Annotated in this window: 20 protein-coding genes; 3 read left to right on the plus strand and 17 right to left on the minus strand. The window is 66.2% G+C overall.

All coding sequences use genetic code 11. From position 1 onward, the window contains the following. Positions 1 to 56: 56 nt before the first annotated feature. From ACSQ23_RS02960 to ACSQ23_RS03040, 17 genes are all read right to left on the minus strand, one after another. Positions 57 to 968 (minus strand): carbohydrate ABC transporter permease, encoded by a 912-nt coding sequence (locus ACSQ23_RS02960; RefSeq protein ID WP_055876534.1) that lies wholly within the window; start codon positions 966 to 968, stop codon positions 57 to 59. Beyond that, complete coding sequence (locus tag ACSQ23_RS02965; RefSeq protein WP_082533369.1) at positions 968 to 1,924, minus strand: ABC transporter permease; 957 nt, start codon at positions 1,922 to 1,924, stop codon at positions 968 to 970. Before ACSQ23_RS02965 ends, ACSQ23_RS02960 begins: the two co-directional genes overlap by 1 nt. 4 nt (positions 1,925 to 1,928) lie before the next feature. Beyond that, entirely contained in the window at positions 1,929 to 2,972 is a 1,044-nt protein-coding gene (locus tag ACSQ23_RS02970) for a LacI family DNA-binding transcriptional regulator (protein ID WP_436089655.1), read from the minus strand. A gap of 135 nt (positions 2,973 to 3,107) precedes the next feature. After that, the gene (locus ACSQ23_RS02975) at positions 3,108 to 3,326 is read right to left on the minus strand and encodes a hypothetical protein (RefSeq protein ID WP_055998720.1); all 219 of its coding nucleotides are present in this window, start codon (positions 3,324 to 3,326) and stop codon (positions 3,108 to 3,110) included. A 315-nt stretch (positions 3,327 to 3,641) separates the two neighbouring features. After that, a complete protein-coding gene (locus tag ACSQ23_RS02980) occupies positions 3,642 to 5,507 on the minus strand; it encodes a hypothetical protein (RefSeq protein WP_436089656.1) in 1,866 nt (621 codons plus the stop codon). After that, positions 5,504 to 6,640: a protein-glutamate methylesterase/protein-glutamine glutaminase gene (locus tag ACSQ23_RS02985; RefSeq protein WP_055876522.1), complete on the minus strand. Its 1,137-nt coding sequence runs from the start codon at positions 6,638 to 6,640 to the stop codon at positions 5,504 to 5,506. Before ACSQ23_RS02985 ends, ACSQ23_RS02980 begins: the two co-directional genes overlap by 4 nt. A gap of 10 nt (positions 6,641 to 6,650) precedes the next feature. Next, positions 6,651 to 7,520, minus strand: coding sequence for a CheR family methyltransferase (locus ACSQ23_RS02990; RefSeq protein WP_436089657.1), 870 nt, complete (start codon positions 7,518 to 7,520; stop codon positions 6,651 to 6,653). A 168-nt stretch (positions 7,521 to 7,688) separates the two neighbouring features. Then, the gene (locus ACSQ23_RS02995) at positions 7,689 to 8,141 is read right to left on the minus strand and encodes a chemotaxis protein CheW (RefSeq protein WP_055998713.1); all 453 of its coding nucleotides are present in this window, start codon (positions 8,139 to 8,141) and stop codon (positions 7,689 to 7,691) included. An 11-nt stretch (positions 8,142 to 8,152) separates the two neighbouring features. After that, positions 8,153 to 9,967: a methyl-accepting chemotaxis protein gene (locus ACSQ23_RS03000; protein ID WP_436089658.1), complete on the minus strand. Its 1,815-nt coding sequence runs from the start codon at positions 9,965 to 9,967 to the stop codon at positions 8,153 to 8,155. A gap of 128 nt (positions 9,968 to 10,095) precedes the next feature. After that, complete coding sequence (locus tag ACSQ23_RS03005; protein WP_436089659.1) at positions 10,096 to 12,195, minus strand: HAMP domain-containing methyl-accepting chemotaxis protein; 2,100 nt, start codon at positions 12,193 to 12,195, stop codon at positions 10,096 to 10,098. Next, positions 12,192 to 12,689, minus strand: coding sequence for a chemotaxis protein CheW (locus tag ACSQ23_RS03010; protein ID WP_436089660.1), 498 nt, complete (start codon positions 12,687 to 12,689; stop codon positions 12,192 to 12,194). Before ACSQ23_RS03010 ends, ACSQ23_RS03005 begins: the two co-directional genes overlap by 4 nt. Then, positions 12,686 to 14,731: a chemotaxis protein CheA gene (locus ACSQ23_RS03015; protein WP_436089661.1), complete on the minus strand. Its 2,046-nt coding sequence runs from the start codon at positions 14,729 to 14,731 to the stop codon at positions 12,686 to 12,688. Before ACSQ23_RS03015 ends, ACSQ23_RS03010 begins: the two co-directional genes overlap by 4 nt. Then, positions 14,728 to 15,096 carry a response regulator gene (locus tag ACSQ23_RS03020; RefSeq protein ID WP_055876504.1) on the minus strand — a complete coding sequence of 123 codons (369 nt, stop codon included), beginning with the start codon at positions 15,094 to 15,096 and terminating at the stop codon, positions 14,728 to 14,730. The genes ACSQ23_RS03015 and ACSQ23_RS03020 overlap by 4 nt, the downstream gene beginning before the upstream one ends. Next, a complete protein-coding gene (locus ACSQ23_RS03025; RefSeq protein WP_436089662.1) occupies positions 15,093 to 15,425 on the minus strand; it encodes an STAS domain-containing protein in 333 nt (110 codons plus the stop codon). The genes ACSQ23_RS03020 and ACSQ23_RS03025 overlap by 4 nt, the downstream gene beginning before the upstream one ends. Before the next feature lie 479 nt (positions 15,426 to 15,904). After that, positions 15,905 to 16,954, minus strand: a complete 1,050-nt coding sequence (locus tag ACSQ23_RS03030; protein ID WP_055876498.1) for an HD-GYP domain-containing protein — start codon at positions 16,952 to 16,954, stop codon at positions 15,905 to 15,907. A gap of 169 nt (positions 16,955 to 17,123) precedes the next feature. Further along, entirely contained in the window at positions 17,124 to 17,897 is a 774-nt protein-coding gene (locus ACSQ23_RS03035) for an SDR family NAD(P)-dependent oxidoreductase (RefSeq protein WP_436089663.1), read from the minus strand. A 22-nt stretch (positions 17,898 to 17,919) separates the two neighbouring features. Continuing rightward, on the minus strand, positions 17,920 to 21,318 hold the full coding sequence (locus ACSQ23_RS03040) for a response regulator (protein WP_436089664.1): 3,399 nt from the start codon (positions 21,316 to 21,318) through the stop codon (positions 17,920 to 17,922). 258 nt (positions 21,319 to 21,576) lie between these two features. Between ACSQ23_RS03040 and ACSQ23_RS03045 the strand changes: the two genes are divergently transcribed. The 3 genes from ACSQ23_RS03045 to ACSQ23_RS03055 all read left to right on the plus strand — a co-directional run bounded on the left by ACSQ23_RS03045 (position 21,577) and on the right by ACSQ23_RS03055 (position 25,215). After that, positions 21,577 to 23,235, plus strand: coding sequence for an ABC transporter substrate-binding protein (locus ACSQ23_RS03045; protein ID WP_436089665.1), 1,659 nt, complete (start codon positions 21,577 to 21,579; stop codon positions 23,233 to 23,235). Positions 23,236 to 23,321: 86 nt separating this feature from the next. Next, entirely contained in the window at positions 23,322 to 24,299 is a 978-nt protein-coding gene (locus ACSQ23_RS03050) for an ABC transporter permease (RefSeq protein ID WP_436089666.1), read from the plus strand. Position 24,300: 1 nt separating this feature from the next. Next, positions 24,301 to 25,215 carry an ABC transporter permease gene (locus tag ACSQ23_RS03055; protein ID WP_436089667.1) on the plus strand — a complete coding sequence of 305 codons (915 nt, stop codon included), beginning with the start codon at positions 24,301 to 24,303 and terminating at the stop codon, positions 25,213 to 25,215.

Below are 25,215 nucleotides of genomic sequence, written 5' to 3' on the forward strand. Positions count from 1 at the left end.
CTTGCCCTCGAGCGGCAGGATGACCCGATTTCGGCCGACAATGACAGCACAATCCATCATCCCTTCAGCGCTCCCGACATGGTGCCCTTGGTGAAGAATTTCAGGATCAGCGGGTAGATGGCGAGGATCGGCAGGATGGTGATGATGATCATCCCGGCCTTCAGCGCCTTCAGGTTGATCTGCGCCACGCCGATATTGTTGGCGGCGTTGTCGGCGCCGACGATGGCGAGCTTGTCGCCTTCGACCACGAATTGCCTGAGCACCACCTGCAGCGGGTACTTGGTCTGGTCGTTCAGGTAGATCATCGCCCGGAAGAACTCGTTCCAGTGGAAGACCAGGTAGAACAGGGCGATGGTCGCCAGAGCGGGCTTGGCCAGCGGCAGCACCACCTGGAAGAAAATCTGGAAGGCATTGGCGCCGTCGAGTTCGGCGGCCTCGAGCAGCTCCTCGGGGATCTCCTCGAAGAAGCGCACCAGGATGATCAGGTACCAGGCGTTCACCGCCTTGTAGAGGATGACGCTCCAGTAGCTGTCGAGCAGCCCCATCCGCTTCATCAGGAAGTAGTCGGGAATGATGCCTGGCTCGAACACGATGGTGACGAGGACCAGCAGAAAGATGACCCGCCGGCCGGGCAGGTTTGGCCGGCTCAGGCCCCAGGCCATCAGCGCCGTGCCGACGACGCCGATAAAGGTCGCGGTGGCGGTGATGAAGATCGAGTTGAGGATACCGCGCTGCACGTTGGGGTGCTGCAGCAGCAGCATCCAGACATCGAGCGAGAAGCCGGACGGCCAGATGTCGAGGCCGCTCTTGCCGGCGACCCGGCTCGGATCGGAGAATGACACGGCGAGCAAGTTGAGGATCGGCTGCAGCATCACCACCACCATCGCCAGCAGGGTCGTGACGATGATGGCGTACTCGATGCGCTCGAGCGGGGTGCGGCGGATCGCGGTGCCACGGGGCGCGGCCATCACCAGACTCCCTTGCCGGTGAGGCGCTTCGAAACGAAATGCGCCGAGAGGATGAGGATCATGCCGAACACCGCCTTGAACAGGCCGGCGGCGGTGGCGAGCGAGTATTCGCCGGTGCGCAAACCGATGCGGTAGACGTAGGTATCGAGGATATCGATCTGGCCGCGGTTCACGTCGTTGAGGAAGTTGATGACCTGATTGAGGTCGGCCGACAGGAACATGCCCATGTTGAGAATGAACAGCGTCGCGATGGTGGGGACGATCCCGGGGATGGTGACGTGCCAGACCTTCTGCCAGCGGTTGGCGCCATCGAGCTCGGCGGCCTCGTAAAGCGACTGATCGATGCCGATGATGGCGGCGAGATAGAGCAGGCTGTCCCAGCCGGCAGAACGCCAGATCTCGGAGAACACCAGCACCCAGCGGCTGGAGTTGCCATCGGTCATGAAGGCCACTGGCTTGGCGCCAAAGAAGCCGGTGATCTGGTTCACCGCGCCATCGGACGGCGACAGGATGGCGATGAACACGCCGGCGATCACCACCCAGCTCAGAAAGTGCGGCAAGTAGATCGCCGACTGCACGAATTTTCTGAGCCGCCCGCTCCGCACCTCGTTCAGGAGCAGCGCGACGATGATCGGCACCGGGAAGACGAAGAGGATCTTCAGCGTCGAGATGATCAGCGTGTTGGCCAGTACCTGGTAGAACACCGGCGAGGCGAACAGCGTCTGGAAGTGCTTCAGCCCGACCCAGAGATTGGGCGGGATGATGCGCACCTGCTCGAATGCCATCTTGGCTTCCCAGATCGGGAAATAGTGCCAGACGAGGAAGAACAGCAGGCCGGGGGCGAGCATGACGTAGTAGGGCCACCAGCGACGAACGCTATTGGCGAAGCGCTGCGATCTGGGAACGTTCCCGGTGACGCGTGCAATGACCGTCGCGTTTTGCTCGACGCTCGACATGCTTCTAGCTCCTCCCCGCTCCTGCGACGCGCAGGGGCGTTTGTACCGTCAGATCGGCGAGTGAGCCTCGCTCTATCAGGCGGCACGGCAAATAGGTGCGGCCATCCTGCGGACGACCGGCGATCTCATCGAACAGCGCCTGGGCGGCGCGGCGGCCAAGCTCGCGCGCCGGCTTCTCGATGGTGGTGAGACCGGGCCAGGAGAAGGCGCCAGCAGGCACCCCGTCAAAGCCGAGAATGGAGACATCGCGCGGGCACTCGCGGCCGGCCTCGCGCACTGCCAGCATGGCGCCGAGCGCCATCAGGTCGTTGGCGCAGAACACGGTGAGATGGCCGTTGCGCTGGCGCGCCATCAGCCGCTGCATGGCGGCATGGCCACCCTCGAAGGTATAGTCGCCATCTTCGACCAGCAGCACGGCCGGGTCGATATCACGCTCGAGGCAGTGCTCATGCACCGAACGCAGGAAGCGGGCCCGAGCCAGGCGGGATTTTGGACCAAGGATCAGGGCGGGCGCCGCGTGGCCGCGGGCGACCAGATGATCGAGCCCGAGCCGCACGGCCTGCCGGATGTCCGAGCCGATGCTTGGGGTATCGGGGAAGCGCTCGGCGCTGGAGCCGATCAGTGAAAAAGGCACCCCGAAGCGGCCGAAATCTTCGGCATTGTCGGAGACCGGGTTGACGATGGCGCCCTCGACCCGGGCCTGTCGCAAGGCGCGCAGGTGGCTGGCTTCCCGATCGTGGTCCCAGTCCGATGAGAAGACCAAGAGCGAAGCGCCGTTCTCGCCGACGATATCCTGGGCGCCGCGGGCGACCTCGGCCCAGAACGGGTTGGTGATATCGGGGATGACGAGGCCGAACAGGCCCGAGCGGCCGGACCGCATGCCGACCGCAAGGTGGTTGCGCTCGTAGCCGCTGGCGATGGCGGCCTTGCGCACCTTTTCCCGGGTGGCGTCGTTGACATCAGGGGAATCGGAAAGGGCGCGTGCGGCGGTGCTCTTCGACACGCCGGCAAGCCTTGCCACATCAATGATGGTGGGCCGTCTGCCCATGCAACCCTCCCGTGCCGTTCCCGGCATCTATTGGGAACGTTACCGGAAGTTAACTCCGGAGTCTAGATGGCCCAGGATGCGTGGATTTTGGTGCTCATCGCCGGCGCCAGCCTGCTGACCGGCCATGAGTTTTCGTCAGTGGTCGCGCGGTAAGAGGCCGCGACGACGCAGTTCCGCACGGACTGCGACGAAGCTCGGCACGTTGGTCACCAGCCGGTCGTCGCCCAACGGGTTGATGACCGCGAGCAGCGTCGCATCTGAGAAGTTGGTAAGGCGCTGCGTGTCGACGTTCTCGTCGCTGCGGCGCAACATCGCCAGGAGCTCGACGAGCTCATGGTTATCCAAGTCATTCATCGGATTGGCCCCCGACAGACTCACGTAACGAGAGGCCCGCCGCCCCTGTATACGTGTAAACGCATATATGTCGGACCAGTTCCCGCTACGTCAAATCACATGTTGGACGGTGATCTCCCCGGGTGTGGACCAGCGGGAGGCTTGGGAGTACCGGTGGTCGAGCTGATCGCAGCTATCACCCCACACGCGATGTCATCCCAGCGAAAGCCGGGACCCAACTGTCGGCTGGCGCGAGCCGTGAGATGGGTGCCAGCTTTCGCTGGGATGACAGCCGGTGGGTGTGGGGGCCGAGCGTCCTGACCTGGACGCAATCGTTCAGAAGAACAGGTCGTCCAGGGCGGCGTCGGTGTCGGCGGCGGGTTCGGGGGCGATTTCGATGCCGGTAAAGGCGTCGTGGACGCGGCGCTCGGCGTCCATGGTGTAGCGCTTGCGCAGGGTGGCGAGGAACTCGGTCAGTTCGATGGAGGGGAGCTCCCCTCCACCAAGCTGCGCTTGGTCGCCCTCTCCCGCCCCGCGAGGGAGGATAAGAGCGGCAATCCCCAGTTCGATATCGCTCAGGGCTTCCGAGATGGCGCCGTGGTTGGCGAGGCTGTCGACGGCCTGGTGCAGGCGGTCGGCGACCTTGGGGCCGTCGTCGTAGAGTTCGACCAGCGCCTTCTTCATCCGCATGCCGACGGTTTCGAGCTGGGTGAGCGAGGCCGCGGCCTCGCGCTCCAGATCGCCAACGCGGCCGGCACCGGCGCCGGTGGCGTTGGTGAAGGCGGCGGAGAAGCGGGCAGCTTCGTTCAGCCGTTCGACCGCCTCATGCGCCGAAACCACGGTCTCGCCGGTGAGGGTCCTGAGTTGCTGGGCGATGACGTCGAGAGCACGGCCGCGCGGGCCGAGCTGGGCGCATTTGACCGCGGCATTGAGCGAGACGAGGCGCATCTTGTACTCGATCTCCTGCACCGCCTCGACGTGGTTGAGCAGGACGCCGACTGTCTCCGAGACGGCGACCGCGACGCGATCGAGTTTTTCGCGCTCGCTTTCGCAATCGCGCAGCACGGTGACGGCGCGGCGCACGGCGCTGTGCAGTTCGGAGAGGGCCGAGCGGTTCTCGGCAGAGCCGTAGACCTGGCGCGCATGCTCGAGCACCGCTTCGACGTCGTCGGCCAGCTGAGTGAGCGCCTCGGCGCCAGAGGCCATTTCGAAGACGAGGGTTTCGCGCGCGCCGGCGAGCTGCTGGCGCTGCAGTTCGGTGATGGGGTCACTCAGTGTCGAGCTCCCCCCTCCCCCATGCTCAGCGTGGGCCCCCTCCCCCGCCCCGCGGGGGAGGGTAAGGGTGGAGAGATCGCGGAGGGCGGCTTCGACGTGTTCGACGCGCTGGCGGGTGGCGTCGCCGACCTGCAGGGCCATGACGGTGGTGGCGACCTTGTCGGCGATGGCGCGGGACATCTGGCCGGTGACGGCGCTGGAGCGGACCGAGGTGAGGCGCTGCTCGGTGACTTCGGCGAGGTCGCGCTCGAGCTCAGTGGCGAGAGTCGAGAGCGTATCGCGGTGCGTCTGCTCGAAGCTGGCGCGGGCGGTGGCGGCTTCGCCGACGACGATGCTGAGCGCTTCATAGGTGCGCGAGAAGCGCTGGATGGTGGTCGTGGCAGAGTCCGACAGCTGCGCGATGTCGGTGGTGAAAACGCCGAAATCCTCGGTGTCGGTGACGACGCTGGCGGCGACGACGCGGGCATTGATGGCGACGATGCCCATCATCTTGACGGTACGGCGCAGCTCTGAGATCGGGTGCGAAGCGCCGCGCAGCGCGTCGACGAGGCGGTTGAGATCGGCCTGCTCGGCGCCGAGCGTGACGGAAATCTCGCCGGCACGGCGGCCGACCACGGCGAGGCGATCGGTGGCCTCGGCGAGGTCCGGACCTTCGAGATCGACCGGCAGGGTTTCGAAGGTGTCGGTGAGGCGCGACAGGATCTCGGCGCACTCGGCAAGCCGGCCGCCAACGGCGACGAAGGCGCCATCGATGGCGTCGCGGGGGGCCGCGAGGTCGGCGGCGAGGGTGAGAATGCGGGGCGAGAGGAGATCTGCGTCAGCACTACTGAGAGTCTGTCCGCCCCCTCCCCCATGCTCTGCATGGGCCCCCTCCCCCGCCACGCGCGAGAGGATAACGGAGAGCTCAGTGGCAGGGGACGAGGTCATGCGGTGTCCTTTTGCGGGGCACGGGCGGCGTAGGTGGTGATTTCGGTGGCGACGCGGCGGAGCGAGACCACCTTGTCGGCGGCGCCGAGCGCAATGGCTTCCTTGGGCATGCCGAAGACGATCGAGCTCTCTTCGTCCTGGGCGAGCGTGGCGGCGCCGGCCTGTTTCATTTCGAGCAGGCCGCGGGCACCGTCGTCGCCCATGCCAGTCAGAATGATGCCGAGCGCGTTTTTGCCGGCGGCATAGGCAGCGGAGCGGAACAGCACGTCGACCGAAGGGCGATGGCGCGACACGTGCGGCCCGTCGACGATGCTGACGGTGTAGCGCGACCCCGAGCGCTGCAGCGACATATGGTGGTTGCCCGGGGCGATCAGCACGCGGCCGGGTTCGACCACATCGCCATCCTCGGCTTCCTTCACCTCCATCTGGCAGAGGCCATTGAGGCGGCGGGCGAAGGCGGCGGTGAAGCGCTCAGGCATGTGCTGGACGATGACGATGCCGGGTGTGGTGGCGGGCAGCGCCTCGAGCACATCGCGCAGCGCCTCGGTGCCGCCGGTGGAGGCGCCGATGCAGATCACCGGCGCCGTGGTGGGCATCGAGGCGGCAGCCGAGGCGGCGCGGGCAGCGGAGCGCTGCGGGATCACTGCGTCGGCGGTGAGTTTCTTTTCGACTGCGAGTTTCGGCGCCGGGGGACGGACGCGCCCTTTGAGCCTTGCATGGGCAGCGGAGCGGGCCGCTTCGCAGATGCGGACGCGGGAATCGTGCAGGAACTGGGCGGTATCGACGCGCGGCTTCTGCACCACATCGACGGCGCCCGCTTCCAGCGCCTCGATCAGCGTGTCGCTGCCCTCGCCGGCATGCGACGAGCAGATCACCACCGGGATGGGACGCTGCGACATCAGCTTCCTGAGAAAGGTGATGCCATCCATGCGCGGCAGCTCGATATCGAGGATGATGACATCGGGCACTTCGGCGCGGATCCGCTCGACCGCGATATAGGGGTCAGCCGCCGTCGCCATCACTTCGAGCTCGGGGTCGGACGAGATGATGTCCGAGAGCGTGGTGCGCACGGCGGCGGAGTCGTCGACGATCAGCACACGGATCTTGCGGTCGGTTTCGGCGGAGGCGGACATCGAGGGGATCTCAGAGCTTCTGGAACACGGCGGGGGCGACCTGCCGCACGGCGAGCGAGGTGCCAATCATCGACTCGGAATGCCCCAGCACGATGTAGCCACCGGGGCGGAGGTGATCGACGAGGCGGGCGACGACGGCGTCCTGGTCCGCCTTCTCGAAATAGATCAGCACGTTGCGGAGGAAAATCACGTCGACATCGCGATCGAACGGGTAGGTCTGGTCCATCAGGTTGAGATGGGTGAAGCGCACCTGACGGCGGAGCTCGGGCACCATGCGCACCTCGCGGCGGGCGCCGGGGCGGCGCGCATGCATGAGATAGCGCGCCTGCATCTCGGGCGGCACCGGCGCGAGCATTTCGGCCGGATAGACGGCGCGGCGGCCCTGCGCCAGCACCGCGGTGGAGATGTCGGTGCCGAGGATGGCGAAGCGGAAATCACTGCGCCGCGCCTGCAAGTCGTCGAGCACCATGGCGAGGGTATAGGCCTCGGCCCCGGTGGAGCTGGCGGCGCTCCAGATCTTCAGCAGCGGGTTGCGCTCGCGGGTCTTGAGCAGGGTGGGCACCATGTGCTCGACCAGGAAATCGAAGTGCTCGGCCTCGCGGAAGAAGTCGGTCTTGTTGGTGGTGACGGCGTTGATCAGATGGGTGAGCTCGCGCTCGAGCCCGCCCTGCTTGAACAGGAAGCTGCAATAGCTGGCGAAATCGGGCTGACCGAGCGCCCGCATGCGCTTGCGCAGCCGGCCCTCAACCATCAGGCGCTTGCCCGGCGGCAGCTTGATACCGGCCTCGCCTTCGATGAGCTTGGCAATACGGCCGAAATCGAGCGCGCTGAGGTGATCGTCGGCGTCGTCGGGCTGGGGCTTCTGGGCGAGGCTAGGCATTGGACGCCCTCGGAGAGTTCTGGCGCGCGCTGCCCCACCCCCTCCCGGCCTCCCCCATCAAGGGGGAGGTGAAGAGTTGAGCGTGTGGCTCGGTCGTGCCCAGCGCACTGGCGGGCACCTCCCCCCTTGTGGGGGAGGTTGGGAGGGGGGTGGCAGTCAATCCCAACATCACGCCGCCTCAGCCACGCTGCCCAATAACCGGTCGAGATCCAGCACGGTGACGAAGCTGCCGTTGCGGCGGCCGATGCCGGCGACGGCGTGGCCGCGCCAGTTGCCCGAGATGGCCGGGGGCGGTTCGAGCTCGGCGGCGTCGAGCACGGTGACTTCGAAGACCCGGTCGGTGCGCAGCCCGACGGTCATCGGGCCGGCACCGCCGCTGACATTGAGCACCACGATACGGGTGTTCTCGGTGTCCTCCGCTTCGGGCAGCCCGAGGGTCAGGCGCAGGTCGAGCACCGGGATGCCCTGCCCACGCACATCGGTCATCCCGAGCAGGTTGGCGGGGGCCTGCGGCAGGCGCGCCACCGGACGCATCTCGAGGATCTCCTGGACCTTGTCCACCGGGGCGGCGAACAACTCGCCATTGACCCCGAGCGTTACGTACTGGGCTCTCTCGGCCATCGCGGCTCTCCTCAGGCTGCGCCGCGGCGGGTGAACTCGCTGTCGAGCTCGTCGCCGGCATCGTCGATATCGAGATCGAAGCCGCCATTGCTGCCCGGCTTGCCGGCCGAACGGGGCCGCGGCTTCAGGTGCGGGGCCTTGGCCATGATCTCGCTGCGGATGGCGTTGCTGCGCTTTGCCGCCGGCTTCTTGGCGGCTTCGGCAGCAACCTCGCGGCTCGCCTCGATGCGGAAGTAGCTGATGGCGTTCTGCAGCTGCTCGGCCTGGCTCGCCAGCTCCTCGGAGGTGGCCGACATTTCCTCGGCCGCCGAGGTGTTCTGCTGGGTGACCTTGTCGAGTTGCTGGATGGCGGTGTTGATCTGGCTGGCGCCGGCATTCTGCTCGCGCGCCCCGGCGGTGATCTCCTCGACCAGCTCGGCCGTGCGCTGGATGTCGGGGACCAGGCGGGTCAGCATCTCGCCGGCCGACTGGGCGGTTTTCACCGTGGTGTCGGAGAGGGTCGAGATCTCGGCCGCGGCAGCCTGGCTGCGTTCGGCAAGTTTCCGCACCTCGGAGGCAACGACGGCGAAGCCACGGCCATGCTCGCCGGCGCGCGCAGCTTCCACCGCTGCATTGAGCGCCAACAGGTCGGTCTGCCGGGCAATTTCCTGCACCACCATGATCTTCTGCGCGATGGTCTGCATGGCGGCGACGGCGTCGTTGACCGCGCTGCCCGAAGCGATGGCGTCGGCAGCGGACTGCCGGGCAATCTTTTCGGTCTGCAGCGCGTTGTCGGCGGACTGCTTGATGGTGGCGGCCATCTCTTCCATCGAGGCGGACGCCTCTTCGGTGGATGAGGCCTGTTCGGTGGCGCCCTGGCTCAGCTGCTCGGCGGTGGCGGAGAGCTCCTGCGAACCGGCGGAGACGTTGTTGGCCGAGGTGATGGCTTCGGCGATGACATCGCGCAGCTTTTCGACCATGCGCTGCAGCGCGAGGCCGAGCGTGTCGCGGTCGGAAAGCGGCTTGGGCTCGACAGTCAGGTCGCCATCGGCGATGCGGTCGGCGATGGCGGCGGTGGCGCGGAGGTTGGCGGTCATCACGTTGACGGTCGCAACGAGATCCTTGATTTCGTCATTGGATTTGATCTCGATGTTCTGGTCGAGATCACCAAGAGCGACGGCGCTGACCACCTGGCTGATCTTGCCGAGGCCGCGGCTGATGCCGATGATGATCATGGCGGCAGCGCTGATGGCGATGATGGTCGAGCCGACCAGCAGCGCGGTCAGCAGCAGCGAAGACGAGCCGTAGAGGGCTTCGGCGTTGGCGATGGCTTCGTCGAGCTGGGTGTCGTTGAGCGCGACGATCTCATCGAGGCGGGCCACCGAAGCCGCACGGACTTCGGCGGCCTTGCCGGCGGCGAGCGCGAAGGCTTCGGCATCGAGGTTGAGGGTCGAGAGGCGGCGCACTTCGGCGTGCTGGACCAGGTAGGCGTCATAGTCGGCGCCGAATTTGTCGACCAGTGGCTTGCCGACCTCGCTGGAGAGTTCGCGCAGTCTCGCGGTATCGGCGTCGACGGCGTCGATCTCGGCGTCCATCTGGGTGACCAGCGCGGTGATGGCGCCGGGGTCCTGGGTGAGGATCAGGTTCTTTTCGTCGCGCGCCACTTTGAGGGTCGAGGTCTCCAGCTCGGCAGCGAGCTGGATGCGCTTGACGTTGCCTTCCATGGCGGCGTTGAACGAGCTGTTGAGCGCCCCGAGGTTCAGCAGCGCAATGGCCATGCTGATGGCGCTGAGCACGATGACCGTGGCGAAGGCCGCGATCAGCTTGGTCTTGATGGTCAATCTCATTTGGCGTGGCCCCCTAGCCCACGGACCGCTTCTGCGGTCCTCTGCCCAAAATCTGCAGTCAGTAAGATCGGCGTTCTGCGATTGGCCGGGGCGAGCGAACACCCCGGCCGGACTCAGTCGGTGTCGGATCAGGCAGTGCCGCGGCGGGTGAATTCGCTGTCGAGATCGTCGCCGATGTCATCGAGCTCGAGGTCGAAGCCGCCGCCGGTGGCGCGGGCCGGAGTTTTCTTGCGCGTCAGGTGCGGCGCCTTGCTGAGGATCTCTTCCTGCAACTGGGCGGTGCGACGGGCGCGCTGCGGGGCGCGGTCGTTGGCGGCATCGACGCGGGCCAGCTGGCCCTGGTCGATGCGGAAGTAGCTGATGGCGCTCTGCAACTGCTCGGCCTGGCTGGCCAGCTCCTCGGAGGTGGCCGACATTTCCTCGGCCGCCGAGGTATTCTGCTGGGTGACCTTGTCGAGCTGCTGGATGGCGGTGTTGATCTGCGCCGCGCCGGCATTCTGCTCACGCGAGCCGGCGGAAATCTCTTCCACCAGTTCGGCCGTGCGGCGGATATCGGGCACGAGCTTGCTCAGCATGTCGCCGGCCGAGCGCGCCGCCTTCACCGTGTCGACCGAGAGGGTGGAAATCTCGGCGGCGGCAGCCTGGCTGCGTTCGGCGAGTTTCCGCACTTCGGACGCCACCACCGCGAAGCCGCGGCCATGTTCGCCGGCGCGGGCGGCTTCCACCGCGGCGTTGAGCGCGAGCAGGTCGGTCTGGCGGGCGATCTCCTGCACCACCATGATCTTTTCGGCGATGGTCTGCATGGCGGTGACGGCATTGCCGACGGCTTCGCCGGAGGCATTGGCATCGGCGGCCGACTGGCGGGCGATCTTCTCGGTCTGGCTGGCGTTGTCGGCCGACTGCTTGATGGTCGAGGCCATCTCTTCCATAGAGGCGGACGCCTCTTCGGTCGAGGAGGCCTGCTCGGTGGCGCCCTGGCTCAGTTGCTCGGCGGTAGCCGACAGCTCCTGGCTGCCGGAAGCGACGTTGCGGGCCGCAGCAGTGACCTCGCTCACCACTTCGCGCAGCTTCTGCGTCATCAGGTTGAGCGCGTCGATCACATCCTTGATCTCGTCGTTCGACTTGACCTTGGCTTCGGCGCTGAGATCGCCGCCGGCGACCGCATTGGCGAGACCAAGCGCGGCGCCGAGCGACTTCGAGATCGAGAAGACGATCCACAGGGCAGCGAGGATGGCGATGACGGCCGAGCCGATGAGCAGGCCGATCAGCAGGGTCATGGCGCCCTCGTAGAGCTGGCGGGCCTCATCGTCGGCGGCGTTGAGCAGTTCCTTGGTGCGCACGATCATCGCGTCGATCGTCGCATTGGCGACACGGCGCAGTTCAGCCGCTTCATTGGCAGCCAACAGGGCGTTGTAATCGCCGCGCTGGATCGAGACCCCGACCGCCTTGTCCATGGCTATGACCAGGCCGTCATAAGCCTCGTGAGCGGTTTTCAGCAGACCGGCTTCCGTCGCGGGAATGGTGCGCTCGAGGGTGGGGAACAGCTGGGCCAGGCCTTCGATGCCGGCCTTGTAGTCGGCGTACCACTCGTCCTGCTTGGCCGGGAGCGAGGAGGCGAGCAGCACGTTGCGCTGCTGGCGGAAAGCATCGGTGATGGTCATGAAGGCCTCGGACGCCGCCTTGAAGGCGGGAAAGGCCGAGAGGTCGCCAGCGCTGACGCGGTTGGAGAGGCCGGTGACGAGAGCCGTCATCGCCTCCTCGAGCGTGCCGAGTGCGCTGCTGCCATCGGTGGTGGTGATCTCGAGCGCCTCTGTATCGGTGTTGAGCGAGGCGAGATCCATCACCTTCTGCGCGCCGACCTTGTAGGCCGCAGTCTGCGCGGCGAACTCATCGAGGCTCTCGCGGACCTGGGCATCCTTGACGTTGTCCTTGAGGAAGGCCGAGTACTTCTCGATCTCGGCGCCATCCTCACCGATCTTCTCAACATAGTCGGCGATCTCGGCGGCATCGTCGCTGATGATCATGGCGCGCAGGCGCGAGCCGATCGACTCGAGGTGGGTCTGCACCTCCATCATCGCCATGGTGTTGGCGGCACGGACGTTGACGATGGTGTCGAGCGACTGGTTCAGCCTGTCGAGGTTCTGCAGCGCGATCAGCATGCTGACGCCCGACATGACGATGACGGCACCGAACACGGCCGCCAGCTTTGCCTTGATAGTTAGCCTCACGATGCGGCCCTTTCTTCTGATGCGTTAGGCGAGCCGCCTCTGCGGCCCTCTAGTTCAAAGATGCGGTGGATGTCGGGGATGATGATGAACTCGCCCCGGCGCTTGCCGATGCCGCGCACGTAATCGGGCCGCCAGCGCATGCCGACGCGCGGCGCCTCCTCGATGGCGGCAGGCTCGATATCGGTGACGTCGTAGACCTTGTCGGCAAGAATGCCGACAACGCTCGGCTCGCCCTCGATCTCGGTTTCGATGACGACGATGCGGGTGTCCTGGTCGGGTTCGGCGCTCTGCATACCGAACGCCACCTTCAGATCGGTGAGCGGTACGACGCGACCGCGCACGTTGATCAGGCCGGCGGCGAAAGGCGAGGCGTTGGGCACCTCGGTGACCGGCACCAGATCGAGGATCTCGCGGACGCTCCGCGCTTCGATGGCGAAGAGTTCGTCGTCGAGCCTGAGGGTCAGGGCGCGCATCGGTTCGGTGAAGGCGGTCATGCCGCGGCCCTCCCCTCGGTATTGCGATATTTCTCCTCATGCGCTTGGCCGTAGGAGACCAGCCGCGAGGTATCGAGGATCAGCGCCACGGTGCCGTCGCCAAGGATGGTGGCGCCCGAGAAGGTCTCGAGGTCGGTGTGGAGCTTACTGAGCTGCTTGATGACGGTCTGGTTGTTGCCGATGATCTGGTCGACCACCAGGCCGGCCCGGCCCTCGCCTGACGAGATGATCACCACCTTCTGGTGGGTATCGGCGTCACCCGGGGTGTTGAACAGGTCGCGCAGCCGCAGGAATGGCACCAGGCTGCCGCGGATATCGAGGAAGTTGCGCCCGCGCGAATGGGTCGCGACCTCGGCCGGCAGCTCGACGCACTCCTCGACCGCCGAGAGCGGGATCGAGTAGCGGCCATTGCCAACGCGGACCAGCATGCCCTCGATAATGGCCAGGGTGAGCGGCAGGCGGAGCGTCGCCGTGGTGCCTTCGCCAGGCCTGGTGGAGAGCTCGATCTTGCCGCGGAGGCCATCGATAGTGCGCTTGACCACATCCATACCGACACCGCGGCCGCTGAGCGAGGTCACCTCCTTGGCGGTCGAGAAGCCGGGCGCGAAGATCAGCTGGAACAGATCGTGGTCGGCAATGCGCGACTCCGGCGTCAGCAGCCCCTGCTCTTCCGCCTTGGCCCGGATACGGGCGGCGTTCAGCCCAGCGCCATCATCGGTGACCGAGATCGCCACCTCGGCGCCGACATAGACGGCGGAGAGGCGCACGGTGCCTTTCACCGGCTTGCCCGCCCTGATGCGCTGCTCGGCGGTTTCGAGGCCGTGATCGACCGAGTTGCGGATCAGGTGGACCAGCGGGTCGGCGAGCCGCTCGATCATGGTCTTGTCGAGCTCGGTGTCCTCACCCGTGGTGATGAACTCGATTTCCTTGTCGAGATCACGGGAGAGGTCGTGCACGAGCCGGCGGAAGCGCGAGAACAGCGACCCGATCGGCACCATACGGATGCCCATGGTGGTGTCGCGGAGGCCTGAGCTCAGGCGCTCCAGCTCCTCGGCGATGGTTTTCAGATTGCCGTCGGAGCTCTGGGCCGCCATCTGCGATAGTCGCGCCTGAGCGATGACCAGCTCGCCGACCCGATCCATCAGTTCGTCGAGCCGCTCGGCCGGCACGCGCAAGGACGTCGAGGCGCGCTCGGCGGTTTCGGTCTTCGGTTCTCTCGGCTCGCGTCGGGTGCGGACCGGGGCGGCGTCAGCGATGGGTTCGTCGGCCTCAAGCACCGGTACATCCTCAGCGAGGATGTCGAGCACCGGCGAAGATATCGGCTCGGGCGCAACGACAGCCGCGAGCGGTTCGATCGATAGCTCCATCCCGTCCTTCAGGAACAGAAAGACATCGTCGAGTGCAGCGGTGGGGTCGGGATGGGTGAGGTCGACCTGCCAGCCGAGGTGGCAGGCTTCGGGGTCGAGCACATCGAGGGTGGGGACGCTGTCGATAAGCGCCGTGACCTCGCAGGAACCGAGGTCGGCGATTTCGCCGAGCAGCAGCAGCGGGTTGGTGCCATGCACCAGCGCATCCTCGGGCAACTTGAAGCGGATGCGCCAGCGGCCGGTTACCTGAGGCGCGACATTGGCAGCAACAGTGGCGCTCTGCGCCATCGGCGCGGCCGGGAAGCGGTCGGGTTCGACAATGCCACGCAACGCCGCAAGGATGGCGTCGCCGGCATCGGTCGCGGCGTCGGGCGTTTCGATCAGGTGATGCACATGGTCCTTGGCGTCGAGCGCCACGGCGACCAGCTCGGGGGTGATCGGCGACAGGCCCTTGCGCACCTTGTCGAAGGCGGTCTCGAACTCGTGGACGAACGCCGCCACATCGGTGAAGCCGAACATCGCGCCCGAGCCCTTGATGGTGTGCAGCGCCCGGAACACGGAATTGACCAGGTCGGCGTCGCCAGGGTTCTGCTCGAGATCGAGCAGGCCCTGCTCGAGCTGCTCCAGCAGTTCGCGGGCTTCCTGCCGGAAGGTATCGGTGGGGTCGGAGCTCATGCGCCGGTCACCTTCCTGATCACGGCCAAGAGCTGGTCCTGCTTGAACGGCTTGACGATCCAGCCGGTGGCGCCGGCCTCGCGGGCCTGGCGCTTCAGCTCCTCGTCGGACTCGGTGGTCAACAGGATCACCGGGATGCCTTTACCGGCGGGGTGCTGACGGAACTTCTTCAGGAATTCCAAGCCGTTCATGACCGGCATATTGAGATCAGTGACCACCGCGTGCACCGTCTCGGTGGTGGCCTTGTTGTAGCCCTCGAGCCCGTTGCCGGCCTCGAGCACGGTGAGACCGGCGCTCTTCAGCGTCATGGCGACCATCTGCCGGATGGAGGCGGAATCATCGATGGTGAGAATGGTCTTGCTCATGCCGCCTCGCGCGTCAGGGTCCAGGAGGAAAGGGTTGCCACCAGTGGCCGGCCGGCCGCGGTGAAGAAGCCGGCGCGCACCAGAGCGCGGCCCATCGGCGTCGCAGCATCGGCAGCAAGGCTGAGGGTGCGATCGTCGGCGGCAGCGCTCTTGGTGGCCGAAACCAGCAGCTGCAGCGTGCCGACATCGACGCTCTCAACGGCGGCGGTGTCGAGGTCGATAGCCCGATGCTCGGCCAAAGCTTGCTTGAGGCGAGTATGGAGTTCGGAAATATTGCGTAGGGAAAGGTCGCCGCTCAAATGGAGCGGGTGCGCTGATGGTCGCGACATGGCTTTGTTCTGGCCCCGGACAAGTATGCTTCTGCGATACGTAACGTCTTGTTTTCAGCGGCAAAACCGCAACCTCGGCGGGAACGACGGTTCTGTCGCCCCAGCCCGAAAACAGTCCCCGCGTCCACGGAATTGCTGTTTGCCCCTGATGACCACGATGATCAGCGCTATTTGTTAAGTCTCAATTACCGCTAAGCAGTATTTGGTAGAATTATGGCGATGAAGTAATCGCAAGTATTGCGTGCGGCGTATTGAGTCAGTCGAACCCGCCGTCATGACTCACAAGAATCGTCGCGCGACTCTGATCGAGTCGCCGGATGCTTGCCGGGAGTCATCGGCGACCTGCGCCTGATAGCCAATACTGCCGATACTCAGGAGTTGGAGGCGTCCGACAGATGTCCGCACGGCGAAGTGCCTGATCTCGTCCGGCGAGCCCAGCCGTCGCCGGATTGCGATGACTTGCGCGGCAGGAGCCCGGTTCAGCCGGCGAGGCGGGTATCCTCGGGGACGGCCAGCATCAGGGCGAGGATTTCCGCCCAGCGGGCCTCGAAAGCGGCCACGCAGGCAGGGTCGAAATGCGTGCCGGCGAGCGACAGGATCTCGCGATAGGCCTCTTCGATCGGCCAGGCGCGCTTGTAAGGACGCTCGGAACAGAGGGCATCGAACACATCGGCGATGGCGACGACGCGCGCTTCGATCGGAATATCGGTGCCGGAGAGACGATCGGGATAGCCGGTGCCGTCCCAACGCTCGTGATGGCTCTGGGCGATCAGCTCGGCGGTACGGATGACTTCGGACGAGCCGTGTTCGAGAATGCGGGCGCCGATCGAAACGTGGGTGCGCATGACGCGCAACTCGTCCGGCGTCAGCTTGCCGGGCTTACTGAGGATGGCGTCGGCGATGCCGATCTTGCCGATATCGTGCAACGGCGCCGCAAGGTAGATCATGCGGCAGCGCTCGGGGCTCAAGCCGATGGCGGCGGCGATCATCGAGGAGACCTGGGCGACGCGCGAGACATGCTCGCCGGTATCGCCGTCGCGATACTCGATGGCGCGGGCGAGGCGCCAGATGATCTCTTCCTCGCGCTCGACCAAATGACGGGTGGCGCTTTCGACCTCGCGGGCGAGCCAGGCGGCGCGGTCGGCGAGTTCGCTCTGCGACCGGCGCAGGGCGAGGAGGTTGCGGACACGGGCCTGCAGCTCGGTGGAATCGAACGGCTTGTTGACGAAATCGGTGGCGCCGGCGGCGATGGCGCGGACCCGCAAAGCCGGAGCGTTGTCGGAGGTGACCATGACGATCGGCACCAGGCGGTAGGCCTCCTCGGCGCGCAGGCGCCGGGTCAGCTCGACGCCATCCATCTCGGGCATGACGTGATCGACGAGGACGAGATCGAACTGCGTGGTGGCGGCGAGCGCCAATGCCTTGCTCGGCAGCAGCGAGGCGGCGATCTCGACATCTTCGAGGGCGCCGATCACATGGCTGATGAAGGCCAGGCTCGAACGCGAGTCATCGACGATAAGCACACGCACCGGCTGAGCCCCAAAGCGGCGGTTGGACCACAGCACCTAAGCGGGCCCGAGTTAACAATATCAAAAACTGCGTAGCGGCCCGCTGGCGATGTTACGCGTGGTTACTGATTTGTATTTGCTCGGCAAAGCTTAGGTGGCGGGCGCGAGAAGTTGACCGGCTGGTCAAAGCTTAGCGCGAGGTCCAGCCGCCATCGATGATGAGGGTCTGGCCGGTGATCAGCGAGGCGGCCGGCGAAGCGAGGAAAGCGACGGCGCCGGAGACTTCCCTGGGCTGGCCGACGCGATGCAGCGCGGCGATGCGCTCCACCACGTCGTCGCGGAAGCCGGGGCGGCCGAGCGCCTCGGCGGTGCCGTCGGTCTCGATGAAGGTGGGGGCGACGGCGTTGACGGTGATGCCATACTTGCCCCACTCGACCGCCATGCACTTGGTCATGTGGGCGACGGCGGCCTTGGAGAGGCAGTAAATGGCTTCGCCGGGCAGCGCGATGAAGCCGGCCTGTGAGCTCATGTTGACGATGGCGCCGCCCTGGCCGCGGGCAATCATGTGGCGGGCAACGCGCTGGGCGATGAAGAAGCTCGCCTTGACGTTGAGGTTGACGGTCAAATCGAACTCGTCCTCGGTGAAATCCTCGATCGGCCCCTCGGTGCCGCCGCCAACATTGTTGACGAGGATATCGAGGTGGCCGAGCGCGGCGATGGCGGCATCGACCGCGCTATAGGCCTGGGGCAGATCCATCACGTCCATCTGCAACGGCACGGCGCGGCGGCCGAGCGCCTCGATCTCGGCGATGACCTCGGCGCCTGAGGCTTTGTCGCGAAGACCGAGCGCGATGTCGGCGCCGGCATTGGCGAGGGCCAGCGCAATGGCGCGGCCAAGGCCGCGGGCGGCGCCGGTGACGAGCGCGGTCTTGCCGGTGAGGTCGTAGCTGGGCAGATCGGTCATGTGCTTCTTCTTGGCTGAGGTGTCAGGCGAGGCCGGCGGGTTCGCCCTGGGGGACGCGGCGGAGGTGGAGCTTGAGGTGGGTGCGCAGCACCGTCAGCCGCTCGGACAGCTCGGAGCGAAGGGCCGCGGTGGCCGGATCGGCGGCCGCTGCTTCGGTGTCGCCGAGCACGAACTCGGCAGTCTGCACCACGTCGCGCCAGCGCGGGTTGGCCGGCAGGGTTTCGATCAGCAGGTACTTGTCGAGGGTGCGCACCTGCAGCGACGAGCGGTCGAAGCTGGCGCGCCAGATGCCGCTGGCTTCGGCGAAATCGATCTTGGAGCGGCCGGTGACGCGGCGCCACAGGCTGAGGCTGGCGCTGGTCACCTCGACGAGGATGCGGCGATAGTCGTCGCCGTCGTCGAGCGGAGACGCGGTGGCCGGCAGCGGCGCTGGGCTGGTAAGGGCGGGGCCGACCGTGTCGATGGCGGCGCGGAGGCCGCGGACCAGCCCCTCGGTCTGGGCGAAGCTCTCGCCGGTATCGGCGGTCAAGACGCAGGCGATGCCGCCGCCGGCATCGGCCTCGAGTTCGAAGGCGCTGAGCCGCACCGGCGGGCGCCCGGGATCGAGCGGCACCGCCTCGAGCATTGCCTTGCCATCGGCGCGCACCAGCCCGATCACCGTGGCAGCCGTCGCCGCCGGAATGACATCGGCGAAGGCGGTGACGCCCGGCTCGATCCGCCGTGCCATGAGGGTCGAGGCCGCATGGTTGGCATAGGTGATGGCGCCGTTCTCAGCGACGCAGACGAGGCCGGCATTGAGCGCGTCGAGCAGGCGCGCCAGCCGCTGCTGTGACAGCCGCAGCGCATCCTCGACCAGCACGCGGCGGTCGATCTCCTGGCGCAGGTCGAGGTTTTCGCGCGCCGTGCCGCGGGCCCGGCGGGCCTCCAGCAGGGTCGCGATGCGGGCCAGCAGCTCCTCCTTGACGAAGGGTTTTATGACATAGTCATTGGCGCCGTTTTCGAAGCCGGCGAGGGTATCGCGGGTGCGGCTGCGGGCGGTGATCATGATGATCGGCAAGTCGAGCAGGCTGTGGGTGCGGCGCAGCTGCCGCGCCACATCGAGCCCGCCGATATCGGGCATCATCACGTCGAGGATGACGAGGTCGGGGGCGTGCCGCTCCACCGCCTCGAGCGCGGCGCGACCGCTATCGGCGGTACGGACGACGTAACCCTGCGGCTGCAGCACGTTGCGCAGCACCTGGATATTGATCGGCTCGTCGTCGACGACGAGGATCTGCGGGGCGGCATCGTCACCGTCCTGGGCGAGGAACATCGGGGCGTCGAGGGCGTGATCGACCGCCGAGTGAAGGCCGGTGAGGTCCGCATCGGCCAACAGGTCAGTGGCCGCAGCGGGGGTGGCGCGCGGCAGCCTGAGGGTGAAGCGCGAGCCCTGCCCCTCCGCCGACTGCGCCAGGATTTCACCATCGAGCAGATGCGCCAGCTGGCGGGCTATGGTGAGGCCGAGGCCGGTGCCGCCGGACTGGCGGGCGGTATCAAAGCCATCCACCTGTTCGAGCGGCTGGAAGATCCGCTCGAGGCTGCCGGCCGAGATGCCGCGACCGCTGTCGGCGACATGCATCAGCACCGTGCCCTCCGGCGTCGCCTCGGCGCTGATCGCGATGGCGCCCTGGTCGGTGTATTTGATGGCGTTGCCGATCAGGTTGTAGAGGATCTGCTCGAGCCGCACCGGATCGGCGAGGACGAAGCCGAGATCGTCGGGAATGTCGACGGTGAGGATCACCGGCTCGCCGCGCAGCATCGGCTCGCACAGCTGCAGCACGTTGCGCACGCTGGTCGCCACATGCACCGGATGGATATCGAGCCGCATGCGGCCCTGGCGAATGCGGTAAAGGTCGAGCAGGTCGTCGACGATGCGCGACAGCCGCCGGGCGCTGAAGGTGATGAGGTCGAGCTGGCTGCGCTGCGGGCCGCTGAGCTTGCCGACGACGCCGCCGGCGAGGGTTTCGGCGATGCCGATAATGCCGTTCAGCGGCGTGCGCAGCTCGTGCGAGGTGTTGGCGAGGAAAGTGTCCTTGTGGCGATCGGCCAGCTCCAGGGCGCTGTTCTTTTCAGCGATGACCCGCACCTGCTGCTCGAGCTCGGCATTCTTCTGGCCGACCAGCGACAGCTGGCTGCGCAAGGCATCGCGCATCCGCCGGAAGCTCGTGGCCAGCCGGCTGAGCTCGCGGGGTGAGGCGATGGCCGGCATGTCGCGATCGAGGTCGCCGCGGGCGATGGCCTCGGCGACGCCGGTGAGCCGCACGATCGGCGCGGTCATGGTGCGCGACAGCAGCACGACGATCAACACCAGCAGCGGCAGCGAGATGCCGGCGACGATGATCAGCACGCGCTTCAGCTCGTCGGCATTGGCGAAGGCCAGCGCCGTGGGCACTTCGGCAACGAGGGTCCAGGCGAGGTCGCCGAACTGCACCGGGGCGGAGGCCGACAGGGCCGGCGCGCCGCCAAGCCCCGCCGCGACGATGGCGGCCCGCGGTGCGCCGGCGGCCGCTGCCGCCTGGGTCGGGATACCGATCACTGCGCTGGCGCCGGTCGGCGCCGAGACCAGGGCGTGATGGGCGCTCAGCAAATAGAGCTGCGCCGTCTCGCTGTTCTGCGCCTGGGTCAGGCGGTCGAGCCCGGCAGTCGGCAGTCGCAGCACCACGGTGCCGCGGAACTTATGGTAGAATTCGACTGGCACCGCGACATAGGCGCCGAACACCCCGGTGATCGGATCGCGGTCGAAATCGCTGACCAGCGGGGGCGCGCCCGGCGCCGCGAGCCGGGAGCGCTCGATGAGTTCGGAGAGTGGCGTGCCGCTGAAGCCGAGACTCAGGTCGCGGCCGAGATAGCGGTCCTTCAGCATCGAGTAGACGACGCGGCCCTCGGGGGTGACGAGGTAGATATTGTCGAACTCGGAGGTGCGAACGAAGCTGGCGAAATCCTCGTGGAACTGCACATGGGCGTTGGCATATTCGAGCGCCTGGCGGAGCAGTTGATCGTCATCCACCGGCTGCTGGTGATCGGCCGCCTGGTCGCTGACGGCGAAGATTTGCTGCAGCAGCGCCGTGGCGCGCTCGGGTGAGCCGTCGATCTGGCGGAAGGCGTAGCTGAATCCGTAGAAATCGCCGATGGCGTAGCGCACGGCGTTGGAGCGGGCGAGGCTCGCTGCCTGGCGCTCGGCAAAGCCCAGATATTGCTCGATCTCGCTTTTCTTGGCGTCACGCACGAAGCCGAGCTTGCCGAAGGTCTGGGCTTCGACATTGGCGCTGAGGATGGCAAAAAAGGCAAAGCCGGTCGCCACCAGCGGCAACGTGCTGATCAACAGGAAGATCAGCAGCAGCCGGCCGCGAAAGCCATTAGGCACGAGTCGCAGACGTCCCATCCCCAGCCCTCTGCAATGCGCAGCCTATTGTCGGATAATTTTCCGCCGGGACGCAAGAATACCACTTTCGTCTAACCCAGGATTTTGCCGATTTTGACGATCTTGCGTGACGAATTGCACGCTTTTGCCCGGGTGACGGGAGGCGGGTGGCAAGGCTGATGTGGTTGCCGCAAGGGACGTGGGGTGGCTGCGGCAAGCGGCGCGCATGTCTCGAGGGGGTCCCGGCCGGCGACGGCCCGGGCGAAACAGGGAGTGGACATGATGAGATCGACGACGTTCAGCCTCGTCCTCGTGGCAGCGGCGCTGGGAGCGCCCGCCACGGTCGAGGCCAAGGCCATCCTGACGGCGTTTCCGACCGAAACCACGGCGTTCGTCGCCAACTTCAATCCGTTCAACACCTCGACGCGGCTGTCGACGGTCGAGGACTTCATGTACGAGCCGCTGGTGATCTTCAACGTGCTGCAGGGCGGCAAGCCCGAGTACCGGTTGGCCGAGAGCTTCACCTACAATGACGACCTGACGGCGGTAACCTTCAAGATCCGCGACGGGGTGAAGTGGTCGGACGGCCAGCCGTTCACCGCCAACGACGTGCTGTTCACCTTCAACCTGTTGAAGGCGCATCCGGAGCTCGACCTCAATGCGATCTGGACGCAGATCAAGAGCGTCGAGGTCGACGGCAACAACGTCACCATCGCCTACAATGCCGCCAATTCGGGCCTGATCTACAAGCTGGTGCAGGTCTATGTGGTGCCCGAGCACACCTGGAAGGACGTTGCGGACCCCGCGACCTTCACCAACGAGAAGCCGGTGGGCTCGGGGCCGATGACCGAGATCGAGCGCTTCACCGCGCAGGAATACATGCAGTGCCGCAACCCCAACTACTGGGATGCCGCGAACCTCTTCGTCGACTGCCTGCGCTTCCCGCAGATCGCCGGCAACGACCAGACGCTGACCGAGGTCACCAAGGGCGAGCTCGACTGGTTCGGGGCCTTCCTGCCCGATATCGAGAAGACCTATGTGGGGCTCGACCCCGACCACAACGCCTACTGGTTCCCGGGCGGCTCGATGGTGGTGTTCAACCTCAACCAGCAGACCAAGAATGCCGGCAACAAGGCGGCCTTCAACGACATCAACTTCCGCCGCGCCTTCTCGATGGCGATGGACCGGCAGGCGATGGTGGATATCGCCGGCTATGGCTACCCGACGCTCAACGAGTATCCGTCGGGGCTCGGGGCGGCCTTTCATTCGTGGAACAACCCCAAGGTCGACACCGAGTATGGCCAGTTCTCGAAATACAACCTCGATGCGGCGAAGCAATTGCTGGCCGACAGCGGTTACAAGGACGTGACCGGCGACGGCTTCGTCGAGAATCCTGACGGCACGAAGATCAGCTTCGACATCATCGTGCCGAACGGCTGGACCGACTGGGTCAACAGCGTGCAGCTCGCCGTCGAGGGGCTGACTCAGGTCGGCGTCGAAGCCCGGCTGTCGACCCCCGAGGAAGGGCCGTGGGACAACATGCTGAAGTCCGGCGATTTCGACGTGGGGATCAACTCGATCCGCGGCGGCGTCACCCCGCATTTCATGTTCGACCTGGCGCTCTATTCGGCCAATGTCGGCAAGACCCGGCAGGCCGCCTCGCACTACTCGACCCCCGAACTCGATAAGCTGCTGGATGGTTTCTACCAGACCAGCGACGAGGCCGAGCAGCGCAAGCTCATGGACCAGATCCAGGAGATCGTCGGCCGTGACCTGCCCTATATCGCGGTGTTCAACAACCCGCTCTGGTACGAGTACTCGACCAAGCGCTTCACCGGCTGGTTCAACGCCGACAACCCGGTGGCGCGGCCGGTGGTCTATGGCGGCGTGCCGGAGCGCGTGCTGCACCTGTTGGCCCTCAGGCCAGTGACACCTTAGGCCTCGAGACGACCAGAGCCTGATCCAGGCGGCACGCTCCCCACGCGGCGCCGCCTGGATCTCGTAACCGACGGGGGAGGGTTCGCATGCCATTCGTGCTGCGCCGCATCGGCTTTTACATCGTGGCGTTCTGCGCCGCCGCGGTGATCAACTTCCTGATCCCGCGGCTGATGCCCGGCGATCCGATCGACTTCATGTTCGCCAAGGCCGAGAACACGCTGCCGCCGGAAGCCCGCGCGGCGCTGCTCAAGACCTTCGGTTTTGCCGTCGGACCGCTGCACGAGCAGTTCCTCGCCTACCTCAGGAGCGTCTTCACCTGGGACCTCGGCTACTCGGTGAAATTCTATCCGCTCACCGTCTCCCAGGTACTGGGCTACGCCCTGCCCTGGACGGTGTTCCTCGCCGGCACCTCCGCGATCCTCGCCTTCTCGGTCGGCTCGATCACCGGCATCCTCGCCGCCTGGCGGCGCGGTGGCGCCTTCGACTCGGTAGCATCGCCTTTGGCGCTGGCGGTGCAGGCGATCCCGGCGGTGGTGGTGGCGCTGGCGGCGCTGTTCGTCTTCGGCGTGGCGCTCAAATGGTTGCCCACCGGCTATGCGTTCGATCCCAAGCTCGACCCGGGCTGGAGCCCGCAATTCCTCGGCAGCGTGGCGCACAGCGCCATCATGCCGGTGGTGTCGCTGGCCTTCGTCCATATCGGCGGCTACCTCGTTACCATGCGCAACAACATGATCGGCCAGCTCGGCGAGGATCATGTGGTGATGGGGCTGGCCAAGGGGCTGAGCGACCGGCGGGTACGCTACAATTATGCGGCGCGCAACGCGCTCCTGCCCAGCGTCACCGCCTTTGCGCTGACCATCGGCTCGGTGATGGGCGGCTCGCTGGTGACCGAGGTGGTGTTCAACTATCCCGGCCTCGGCCGCACCCTCTATGTCGCGATCGTCGCCCGCGATTACCCGCTGATCCAGGGGCAGTTGCTGGTCATGACGCTCGCCATGCTGACCGCCAACCTCGCCGTCGACCTCGCCTATGTGTTCCTCGACCCGCGGCTGAGGAGGGCCTGAAATGAGCGGTTCCCTCGAAGTCATCTTCCGCAACAAGAAGGCGGTGGTCGGCCTCGCCATCGTCCTCGCCTATGTGGCGATCGCCATCGCCGCCCCCTGGATCACCGAGCATGCGCCGATGCAGCGGGTGGGGCGACCGCATGAGCCGCCCTCGATGGACCAGTTGCTCGGCACCACCCGGATGGGCCGCGACGTGTTCACCCAGCTGATCTGGGGCACCCGCACCTCGCTGTTCGTCGGCTTTCTCGCCGGGCTGATCGTCACGGTGATCGGTGTGGCGCTCGGCATTACCGCCGGCTATCTCGGCGGCTGGGTCGACGAGGTGATCAACTTCTTCACCAACATCGCGCTGGTGATCCCGCAACTGCCGCTGCTGCTGGTCATCGCAGCCTTCGTCGGGCAGGCGAGCCCGATGGTGATCGCGCTGATCATCGGGCTCACCTCCTGGGCCTGGGGTGCACGGGTGACGCGGGCCCAGACCATGAGCCTCAGACGCCGCGAGTTCATCGAGGCTTCGGAACTGGCGGGCGAGCCGACGTGGCGGATGATCGCGGTGGAGCTGCTGCCGAACCTGTTATCGATCATCGGCTTCAACTTCATCGGCAGTGTCATCTACACCATCATCACCGAGGCGACGCTGGAGTTTCTCGGGCTGGGCGATCCGAACGCGGTGAGCTGGGGCACCATGCTCTACAATGCGCAGACCTCGTCAGCGATCATGATCGGGGCGTGGTGGGAAGTGGCGGCGCCGGCGAGCTTCATCGCGGTGATCGGCATCGGCCTGTCGCTGATCAACTTCGCCATCGACGAGATCTCCAACCCACGGCTGAGGACGCTCGGCACCGTCGCCAAGGCGGCGAAGGCGCAACGCGCCATCGACCGGGCGCGGGTCGATGCGACGGCGCCGGAGGCATGA

Source organism: Devosia sp. LjRoot16, from assembly GCF_964252795.1.
Classification (GTDB): domain Bacteria; phylum Pseudomonadota; class Alphaproteobacteria; order Rhizobiales; family Devosiaceae; genus Devosia_A.

Coding starts and splice junctions, on each gene's coding strand:
- ACSQ23_RS03025 (WP_436089662.1), bottom strand. CDS start 15,425: ATGTCGCGACCATCAGCGCACCCGCTCCATTTGAGCGGCGACCTTTCC.
- ACSQ23_RS02995 (WP_055998713.1), bottom strand. CDS start 8,141: ATGGCCGAGAGAGCCCAGTACGTAACGCTCGGGGTCAATGGCGAGTTG.
- ACSQ23_RS02960 (WP_055876534.1), bottom strand. CDS start 968: ATGGCCGCGCCCCGTGGCACCGCGATCCGCCGCACCCCGCTCGAGCGC.
- ACSQ23_RS03055 (WP_436089667.1), top strand. CDS start 24,301: ATGAGCGGTTCCCTCGAAGTCATCTTCCGCAACAAGAAGGCGGTGGTC.
- ACSQ23_RS03020 (WP_055876504.1), bottom strand. CDS start 15,096: ATGAGCAAGACCATTCTCACCATCGATGATTCCGCCTCCATCCGGCAG.
- ACSQ23_RS03050 (WP_436089666.1), top strand. CDS start 23,322: ATGCCATTCGTGCTGCGCCGCATCGGCTTTTACATCGTGGCGTTCTGC.
- ACSQ23_RS02965 (WP_082533369.1), bottom strand. CDS start 1,924: ATGTCGAGCGTCGAGCAAAACGCGACGGTCATTGCACGCGTCACCGGG.
- ACSQ23_RS03015 (WP_436089661.1), bottom strand. CDS start 14,731: ATGAGCTCCGACCCCACCGATACCTTCCGGCAGGAAGCCCGCGAACTG.
- ACSQ23_RS03010 (WP_436089660.1), bottom strand. CDS start 12,689: ATGACCGCCTTCACCGAACCGATGCGCGCCCTGACCCTCAGGCTCGAC.
- ACSQ23_RS03035 (WP_436089663.1), bottom strand. CDS start 17,897: ATGACCGATCTGCCCAGCTACGACCTCACCGGCAAGACCGCGCTCGTC.
- ACSQ23_RS02970 (WP_436089655.1), bottom strand. CDS start 2,972: ATGGGCAGACGGCCCACCATCATTGATGTGGCAAGGCTTGCCGGCGTG.
- ACSQ23_RS02985 (WP_055876522.1), bottom strand. CDS start 6,640: ATGTCCGCCTCCGCCGAAACCGACCGCAAGATCCGTGTGCTGATCGTC.
- ACSQ23_RS03000 (WP_436089658.1), bottom strand. CDS start 9,967: ATGAGATTGACCATCAAGACCAAGCTGATCGCGGCCTTCGCCACGGTC.
- ACSQ23_RS02990 (WP_436089657.1), bottom strand. CDS start 7,520: ATGCCTAGCCTCGCCCAGAAGCCCCAGCCCGACGACGCCGACGATCAC.
- ACSQ23_RS03040 (WP_436089664.1), bottom strand. CDS start 21,318: ATGGGACGTCTGCGACTCGTGCCTAATGGCTTTCGCGGCCGGCTGCTG.
- ACSQ23_RS02980 (WP_436089656.1), bottom strand. CDS start 5,507: ATGACCTCGTCCCCTGCCACTGAGCTCTCCGTTATCCTCTCGCGCGTG.
- ACSQ23_RS02975 (WP_055998720.1), bottom strand. CDS start 3,326: ATGAATGACTTGGATAACCATGAGCTCGTCGAGCTCCTGGCGATGTTG.
- ACSQ23_RS03045 (WP_436089665.1), top strand. CDS start 21,577: ATGATGAGATCGACGACGTTCAGCCTCGTCCTCGTGGCAGCGGCGCTG.